The organism is Providencia sp. JGM181, assembly GCF_018257375.1.
GTDB lineage: Bacteria > Pseudomonadota > Gammaproteobacteria > Enterobacterales > Enterobacteriaceae > Providencia > Providencia lanzhouensis.
Genome location: NZ_JAERJY010000171.1, coordinates 1 through 6834, shown reverse-complemented (window position 1 = coordinate 6834; position 6834 = coordinate 1). Strand labels below are relative to the sequence as shown.

Below are 6834 nucleotides of genomic sequence, written 5' to 3'. Positions count from 1 at the left end.
ATCAAGGACAATTAATATAGAAATTATTTTTCTTTGGAATTTTTTAAAATACTGGAAAATAAAGGAATTTAAACAGAATAAAACAGAGAAAGGAAAGATTAAGTTGGCTCCTCCAGCTGGACTCGAACCAGCGACATACGGATTAACAGTCCGCCGTTCTACCGACTGAACTATGGAGGAACTCCCTTAACACGCAGAGGATATTAGCGTCCTGAATCGCTAATGTCAAAGGGGAAAATGATAAAATAAGTTCGTTTGCCTGTTATCTGCGCGAATCGATAAAATTTTGATCTAACTGATAGAATGTAAAAGAAAGAGAACAAAAAATAGCTGAAAAAAGAATCAGTTAAAAGATGTGATTAAGATTGTAGAGTAAGTTTGATGTGTAAAAATTATCGTTGATAAGGAATTTGCAGGAAAGATAAGAATGGCAGGATTAGAAAGCAAGAAGCCCGCTAGGATTAACCTGAGCGGACTTCTTAAATTTGGCTCCTCCAGCTGGACTTGAACCAGCGACATACGGATTAACAGTCCGCCGTTCTACCGACTGAACTATGGAGGAATTGATTGTTCCTGAGAACGAGGCGCATATTACCCACCCCGTACTCGGTTGTAAAGCATAAAATTAAAAAAAATGTTCAACAGGTTGTTAAGTAAACAATTTGGTGATTATTTATTCCCTGTTAGTAGAGTTTCAGGGATTTGACCATTGTTTCAAGCAGTGCAGTTAAAATTGAACTGCGCGCAAGTCATAAGGATTGTTCTATTAATGAGTAGGGCAGGAATAAGTAAAAGTAGCCGGAAATAGGGTGAACAAGAATGAAAAGGTTGAAGAGCAGCTAGAAAGCAAAAAGCCCGCAAGAATTAATCTTAGCGGGCTTTTTAAATTTGGCTCCTCCAGCTGGACTTGAACCAGCGACATACGGATTAACAGTCCGCCGTTCTACCGACTGAACTATGGAGGAATTGGGTTGTTCCTGAGAACGAGGCGAATATTAACGATATCACCTCGACCTGTCAACGATAAAAATAGAAATTAAATCTAATTGCTCAATCACTACTCATTACGAATAAAAACTACGCTATATTATTGATAATGTTTTAATTTTGAGCGGCTAAAGTAACTTGTGTCGGCAAAGAAACCTCAGGGTAAGCAATATGATAAATATCGTAAAAGGAGATGTTGCCCTTTAATGCTAATAAACGAGAAATTTCTTGCTTGATTGCTGAGCTGACTTCCTGAGAATTAAGAATTTTATTTAACGCGTCCTCAGATACGGTTTCAGTGACAAACCATTCACCGTTATAGCAAACACGCAAATCAAGTACGCCAATATCTTCGAAATGGTAGACAGGCTTAATGTCAAATAACAGAACGCTAGCAAGTATAATAAATAAGAGGGTTATACCAAGTGTCCAATAAGGACCAAAGTAGGGTGCGTACCATAAGATCACGGCAAGCGGTAAATAGGCTGCAATCATGCCAATACATAAATAAGGATGATTGGCGAGAAATTGGCTATTAAAGTAAGGTTTGCCATCACGTTGCTCACGCTGATTAATGGCATCTAAATCATCTATAAGTATTTGTTTGATAATATCCATGGTAAGTGACTCTCTGTCAGATATCTATACTAGGAGGGTATCACGGAGGGAATGAATTGTTATATATCAGTTAAAAAAAATATTTAACTGGATTGTCATCATATGGGATTAATCCTGTCGACTTTTGAGGTTTAGAGAGGGTTTTATTTAAAAGAAATCTTTAAAATATCAATAAAATGCAGTTTTTTTGTTAACATAATTCCGCCTAAAAGTGACGGAATCGAAAAAACAGCAATATTTTCAGGATTGAATGTATAAAATAGTTGCTATTATCTCAAAGTCATGAGTTAATGTGCATCGGCCTGTTTAGCAGTCCTATTTGATGTATGATTACTGAGTTAGTGTGTTCTAAAGAAAAAAGTTATCAAAGATAGCCTTTTACCGTGACGCTTCATCTTGGTGTTTCCCTGATTAAATAGCTGACTCTGGCCCATATATGCCAAAAGGCAAGTTTTTTTGATGTTATATAGGAAAAGTCAAATGTCCGACAAAATGAAAGGTCAAGTTAAGTGGTTCAACGAGTCTAAAGGCTTCGGTTTCATCACTCCAGCTGATGGTAGCAAAGACGTTTTCGTCCACTTCTCTGCCATTCAGGGCAATGGTTTCAAAACTCTGGCAGAAGGCCAGCAAGTTGAATTCACCATTGAAAACGGTGCAAAAGGCCCAGCAGCTGCTAACGTAACTGCTATCTAAGCTAATTGCTTAACTGATTTTCTAAAGCCCGTCCTTTTTAAGGACGGGCTTTTTCATTTCTGAAAAATAAAAAAATATAGTGTAAAAATAATTAACATTTAAATCTTTACTTAATAATTAGCCGCATCTATACTCAGCTCACATTAACCTATTGGAGATAAATTACTTGGACAGTCAGAGTTGTAATAAAAACTTAATTTAATTGGCAAGTAATTAATAATCTCTTCTATTAGCTGCTTGCCACTACGGCGGGCGGTGTCTGATGTTTCTATCACTCATACTCCCTGATTTATATGAGAATTTTTCATTTTTCGAATGAAATAGTCACTGTTGCAGTGAGTGTGTATCATGCAAGTTTATATTTATTCTCTATTCCCTCCGGGCAATAGCCATTAATTACTGAATATTTATTTATTCAGCAATTTGGCATGGGCTTTTTATTCTGCCCATTAATTGTTATCCATTATTTGATGGAGGGATCATTATGTTTTTCACACCGGATATATTAAATCTTTTATCTGCAATGTGCCTTGGCGCATTAATTGGCGCAGAGCGTCAATGGCGTCAAAGAATGGCTGGATTGCGTACGAATGCATTGGTTGCAACGGGAGCAGCCGTATTTATTTTGAGTTCAGTGACAACTTCACCGGATAGCCCTGGTCGAATTGCTGCACAAATTGTGTCAGGTATCGGCTTCTTAGGTGCTGGAGTGATCATGCGTGAAGGCATGAATATTCGAGGTCTGAATACTGCCGCAACACTATGGTGTTCAGCCGGAATTGGTGTGTTATGCGGGTTAGGGCAGTACTCACTTGCCACAATAGCTACTTTATTGATTCTATGTGCAAATATTCTATTACGAGAAGCCGCAGCAAAAATTAATCGCCAACCGCAACAGCAGGCATTGGATGTTGAGCAGCGTTATAAAATACGTGTGATGTGTCACCAAGGTGATGAAATCCTTGTTAGAACGTTGATTTTACAAGCCATTAATGGCCTGCATATTCGCTTACAGTCATTGAGTAGTGCAGATACATTGAAACCAGAACAGTTGGAGGTGTGTGCAGAGTTTCTTGCCACGCCAGTCGAGCAAAAAGAGATAGAAGCATTGGTTTGCCGGATTAGTCTTGAGCAAAGTGTCAGTGCTATCAATTGGAAAGTGGCATCCGAGCTACCCGCTTGATTGCTAAAAATTAACTGATTAAAGGAGCCGAAATGGACGAGCACCCCCCATCTTGGAGATATAAACAGGAGCTATCTGGCTAAAATACAATATTTTCAGTCAGATAGCGTTTAAAAAGTACAACTGTACTCTATTGAGATAACGTTATGACTGAAATAAGGCATCAGCGCAAAGGCGCAAAAGCCCCTGCACGCCAAAAATTCATTGTTGGCGAACAAGCGAGCAAAAACATTGAGCAGGTTCTCAATGAATATCAAACTAACCTTCTGGGGTTGTCTGAAAATGAGGCTCTCGACCGTTTAGTCGCCGAGGGGGAAAATGAAGTTGCTCATGAAAAAGCACCTCCTGCTTGGAAGCAATTACTCACTTCTTTTAAAAATCCATTTATTTTTGTTTTGATGATCCTCGCGATAGTGAGTTTCTTTACTGACTATGTGATCCCTGAGCGTCAAGGTGAGGAGACTGATTTAACGGGCGTTATTATCATTGTCACGATGGTTGTATTAAGTGGATTGCTGCGTTTTTGGCAAGAATATCGAACCAATAAAGCGGCAGAAGCCTTGAAATCTTTGGTAAGAACCACGGCTACTGTATTCCGCCGTGATGATAGAACCGGACGTTCTATTCGCAAGGAAGTGCCAATCAAATGCTTAGTGCCAGGGGATATCGTTTTATTATCAGCTGGAGACATGGTTCCTGCGGATTTAAAACTGGTGGAATCTCGAGATCTATTTATCAGCCAAGCCATTTTAACGGGGGAATCTATCCCGGTTGAAAAATATGACACTCTCGCAAATGTGTCCGCAAAAAGTTTGGAACCCGCATCACCGACAGAAAATGAATTACTTGAAATTTCCAATATCTGTTTGATGGGTACCAATGTAACGAGTGGAACGGCGAGGGGCATTGTGGTTGCAACGGGGAGCAAAACGTACTTAGGCTCGCTAGCCAAATCGATTGTAGGAACTCGAGCTCAAACTGCTTTTGATCGCGGCGTGAATAGTGTGAGTTGGTTGCTAATCCGCTTTATGCTGGTAATGGTGCCGATTGTCTTATTAATCAATGGATTCACTAAAGGTGATTGGTTTGAGGCAACACTATTTTCACTGGCTGTTGCGGTGGGATTAACCCCTGAAATGTTACCGATGATAGTGAGCTCAAACCTTGCAAAAGGGGCGATAGCCATGTCTAAGCACAAGGTTATTGTTAAACGGCTCAATGCTATTCAGAACTTTGGTGCGATGGATGTGCTATGTACCGATAAAACGGGAACATTGACGCAAGATCGTATCATTTTAGAGCATTATCTCGACAGTAATGGGCAAAAAGATAGCCGAATTTTGCAATTGGCGTGGTTGAATAGTTTCCATCAAAGTGGTGCCAAAAATATGATGGACCAGGCAATTATTCGACGTGGACGTGGCAATGATAAAGTCGAGCAGTTGAAGGCTTATCAAAAAATTGATGAACTACCATTTGATTTTATTCGCCGAAAATTATCCGTCACAGTAAAAACCCCTGAAGGTGAAGCTTTATTGATCTGTAAAGGGGCAGCGGAAGAAATGTTGGCTGTTTGTCATAGTTATCAGCAAGATGGACACTCCGTCTTATTGGATGACCAAGCTAAAGCTAGGATTGCGGAGCTGGTCAGTGACTATAATAAGCAGGGGTTCCGGGTATTACTGCTGGCAACGCGTTCATTGAATGATGCTGAAGCTTTGTTACCGTTATCGGCTCAAGCAGAACAACAACTCGAGTTACAAGGTATTCTTACATTTTTAGACCCTGCAAAAGAGAGTGCAATTTCGGCTATTGCTGCACTAAGAGAAAATGGCGTGATGGTCAAAGTGCTTACGGGTGATAATGCCGTGATCACTGAAAAAATTTGCCATGATGTAGGTTTAAATATCGATGAGATAATGACTGGTCTTGAAGTCGAGGCAATGAGCGATGATGAGCTGAAAACGAAAGTTGAGCAAGTTTCCGTTTTCTGCAAATTAACCCCACTACAAAAATCTCAGATCCTAAAACTACTGCAAGCAAATGGACATACTGTCGGTTTCCTAGGGGATGGGATCAATGATGCACCCGCTTTACGGGATGCTGATGTAGGAATATCTGTAGATACGGGTACCGATATCGCAAAAGAGTCTGCGGATATCATTCTGTTAGAAAAGGATTTGATGGTATTAGAGCAAGGCGTTATCAAAGGAAGAGAAACGTTTGGGAATATTATTAAGTATTTAAATATGACCGCTAGCTCTAACTTTGGAAATGTATTTTCTGTTCTTATTGCGAGTGCATTTATTCCGTTCTTACCGATGCTAGCTATTCATTTACTGGTTCAAAACTTGCTGTACGATATGTCCCAATTAGCATTACCTTGGGACAAAATGGACAAAGAGTTTTTAAAACGTCCACGTAAATGGGATGCGAAAAATATTGGGCGATTTATGATTTGGATTGGTCCAACATCGTCCATTTTTGATATCACGACATTTGCATTAATGTGGTATGTATTCCAAGCCAATAGTATTGCCCATGAAGCGCTATTCCAATCGGGTTGGTTTGTTGAGGGATTACTGTCACAAACGTTGGTTGTTCATATGCTACGGACACAAAAAATTCCATTTATTCAAAGCACGGCTGCATTACCCGTGTTACTGACAACGGGAATTATCATGGCTCTTGGGCTTTATATTCCGTTCTCATCATTTGGTTCGATGATTGGCTTGCAGCCTTTGCCAATGGAATATTTCCCTTGGTTAGTGCTGACATTAGTGAGTTATTGTTTTGTCGCGCAAGGTATGAAGCACATTTATATTAAACGCTTTGGAACTTGGTTATAGCCTGATCGAGTCACGTTACTTTAGTAAAACAGTACAATAAAAAAAGAGCCATATAGGCTCTTTTTTTAACAGAGTAGGAAAGATTATTGCAGACCTAAAGCTGTTTTCATTTGTTTCATTGCATCAATGCCTTGCTGGCAAGCTTGATCTTGTTGGTCTTTAGGTAAAGCGGCAACTTGCTTTTTACCTTCTTCTAACTGACCTTTCATCGCATCTAATTGAGCTTTGGCTTGTGGGTTCTCAGAAGCTTTAGCAATTAAGCTATCAACTTCAGCGAAGTAAGCGTTACAAGTTTCAGTTGCACCAGCAACTTGACCTTTTTTCTCTTCTTCTGAACACGCAGTGATTGTCAATGCCAATAAACCCAGTCCACAAGCTAAAATCATCTTTTTCATAATCAACCTTATTAAAATTATTTATATATAAAGCAAATTAAGTATATAAGAGGATCTTCTTTTATCAATGTAACAAATCCTAAAAAGGAAATTAATAATTAATTCAAAT

Annotated in this window: 5 protein-coding genes and 3 tRNA genes; 3 read left to right on the top strand and 5 right to left on the bottom strand. The window is 39.3% G+C overall.

The genetic code is table 11. The annotated features are described in order from the left end of the window. Positions 1–104: 104 nt before the first annotated feature. From JK188_RS15740 to JK188_RS15725, 4 genes are all read right to left on the bottom strand, one after another. A tRNA-Asn gene (locus tag JK188_RS15740) sits at positions 105–180 on the bottom strand. A 306-nt stretch (positions 181–486) separates the two neighbouring features. Beyond that, positions 487–562, bottom strand: a tRNA-Asn gene (locus JK188_RS15735). A gap of 327 nt (positions 563–889) precedes the next feature. Then, positions 890–965, bottom strand: a tRNA-Asn gene (locus JK188_RS15730). Between the two features lie 136 nt (positions 966–1101). Beyond that, a complete protein-coding gene (locus tag JK188_RS15725) occupies positions 1102–1605 on the bottom strand; it encodes a YlaC family protein (RefSeq protein ID WP_036951540.1) in 504 nt (167 codons plus the stop codon). 480 nt (positions 1606–2085) lie between these two features. Between JK188_RS15725 and cspE the strand changes: the two genes are divergently transcribed. The 3 genes from cspE to mgtA all read left to right on the top strand — a co-directional run bounded on the left by cspE (position 2086) and on the right by mgtA (position 6330). Continuing rightward, entirely contained in the window at positions 2086–2298 is a 213-nt protein-coding gene (cspE, locus tag JK188_RS15720; RefSeq protein ID WP_004909801.1) for a transcription antiterminator/RNA stability regulator CspE, read from the top strand. Between the two features lie 484 nt (positions 2299–2782). Continuing rightward, the gene (locus tag JK188_RS15715; protein WP_036951537.1) at positions 2783–3481 is read left to right on the top strand and encodes an MgtC family protein; all 699 of its coding nucleotides are present in this window, start codon (positions 2783–2785) and stop codon (positions 3479–3481) included. 146 nt (positions 3482–3627) lie between these two features. Continuing rightward, complete coding sequence (gene mgtA, locus JK188_RS15710; protein ID WP_211885190.1) at positions 3628–6330, top strand: magnesium-translocating P-type ATPase; 2703 nt, start codon at positions 3628–3630, stop codon at positions 6328–6330. An 83-nt stretch (positions 6331–6413) separates the two neighbouring features. Here mgtA and JK188_RS15705 read toward each other — a convergent pair whose 3' ends face one another. Then, positions 6414–6725: a DUF5339 domain-containing protein gene (locus tag JK188_RS15705; protein ID WP_006657479.1), complete on the bottom strand. Its 312-nt coding sequence runs from the start codon at positions 6723–6725 to the stop codon at positions 6414–6416. Between the last annotated feature and the right edge of the window lie 109 nt (positions 6726–6834).

Excerpts from the sequence above, each read along its gene's own strand:
- mgtA (WP_211885190.1), top strand. The coding sequence starts at position 3,628 with ATGACTGAAATAAGGCATCAGCGCAAAGGCGCAAAAGCCCCTGCACGC.
- JK188_RS15705 (WP_006657479.1), bottom strand. The coding sequence starts at position 6,725 with ATGAAAAAGATGATTTTAGCTTGTGGACTGGGTTTATTGGCATTGACA.
- JK188_RS15725 (WP_036951540.1), bottom strand. The coding sequence starts at position 1,605 with ATGGATATTATCAAACAAATACTTATAGATGATTTAGATGCCATTAAT.
- cspE (WP_004909801.1), top strand. The coding sequence starts at position 2,086 with ATGTCCGACAAAATGAAAGGTCAAGTTAAGTGGTTCAACGAGTCTAAA.
- JK188_RS15715 (WP_036951537.1), top strand. The coding sequence starts at position 2,783 with ATGTTTTTCACACCGGATATATTAAATCTTTTATCTGCAATGTGCCTT.